A 1,448-nucleotide genomic window follows, 5' to 3' on the forward strand; every position below is an offset into this window, starting at 1 on the left:
AGATCAACCCGCCGGCCGGCACGAAGTTCGATCCGCACCAGCACCAGGCCATCAGCATGGTGCCGGCCGAGCAGGAGGCCAACACCGTCGTGATCGTGCTGCAGAAGGGCTACCTGATCGCCGATCGCGTGCTGCGCCCGGCGCTGGTCACGGTGGCCGCCCCGAAATAACGCAAGGCAGAAGCAACTGTCCACAAGCGCGGCCCCTTGAAACGGCCCGACTTATCCACAACTCGACAACATCAAGATTTTCGGATTCAGGAGAACCACATGGCAAAAATCATCGGCATCGACCTCGGCACCACGAACTCGTGSGTGGCCATCATGGAAGGCAACACCACCAAGGTGATCGAGAACAGCGAAGGTGCGCGCACCACGCCGTCGATCATTGCCTACCAGGAAGATGGCGAGATCCTCGTCGGTGCGTCTGCCAAGCGCCAGGCCGTCACCAACCCGCGCAACACGCTGTATGCGGTGAAGCGCCTGATCGGCCGCAAGTTCACCGAGAAGGAAGTGCAGAAGGACATCGACCTGATGCCCTACAAGATCGCGCAGGCCGACAACGGCGATGCGTGGGTCGAGGTGCGCGGCAACCGGCTCGCGCCGCCGCAGGTCAGCGCCGAAGTGCTGCGCAAGATGAAGAAGACCGCCGAGGACTACCTGGGCGAGACGGTGACCGAGGCCGTGATCACGGTGCCGGCCTACTTCAACGACGCCCAGCGCCAGGCCACCAAGGATGCGGGCCGCATTGCCGGCCTCGACGTGAAGCGCATCATCAATGAGCCGACCGCCGCGGCGCTCGCGTTCGGCCTCGACAAGAACGAGAAGGGTGACCGCAAGATCGCGGTGTACGACCTGGGCGGCGGCACCTTCGACGTGTCGATCATCGAGATCGCCGACGTCGACGGCGAGAAGCAGTTCGAGGTGCTGTCGACCAACGGCGACACCTTCCTGGGCGGCGAAGACTTCGACCAGCGCATCATCGACTACATCATCACCGAGTTCAAGAAGGAACAAGGCGTCGACCTGTCGAAGGACGTGCTCGCGCTGCAGCGCCTGAAGGAAGCCGCCGAGAAGGCGAAGATCGAGCTCTCGAACAGCGCGCAGACCGACATCAACCTGCCGTACGTGACGGCCGATGCGTCCGGCCCGAAGCACCTGAACATCAAGCTGACGCGCGCCAAGCTGGAAGCGCTGGTCGAGGAGCTGATCGAACGCACGATCGCGCCCTGCCGCACCGCCATCAAGGACGCCGGCGTGGCCGTCAACGCGATCGACGACGTGATCCTGGTCGGCGGCATGACCCGCATGCCCAAGGTGCAGGAGAAGGTCAAGGAGTTCTTCGGCAAGGAGCCGCGCAAGGACGTGAACCCGGATGAAGCGGTGGCCGTCGGTGCCGCGATCCAGGGCCAGGTGCTGGCCGGCGACCGCAAGGACGTGCTGCTGCTC

General features: G+C 64.1%; 2 protein-coding genes. Both read left to right on the plus strand.

Annotated elements, in window-relative coordinates:
- Nucleotides 1-170 (plus strand): nucleotide exchange factor GrpE (grpE, locus tag AC1D15_RS32035; RefSeq protein ID WP_477829229.1); only part of this gene is annotated, 170 nt, incomplete at its 5' end.
- Nucleotides 171-269: 99 nt separating this feature from the next.
- On the plus strand, nucleotides 270-1,448 hold a 1,179-nt coding region (gene dnaK / locus AC1D15_RS32040), incomplete at its 3' end, for a molecular chaperone DnaK (protein ID WP_477829228.1).

It is taken from the genome of Rhizobacter sp. P2_H2 (genome assembly GCF_056403375.1).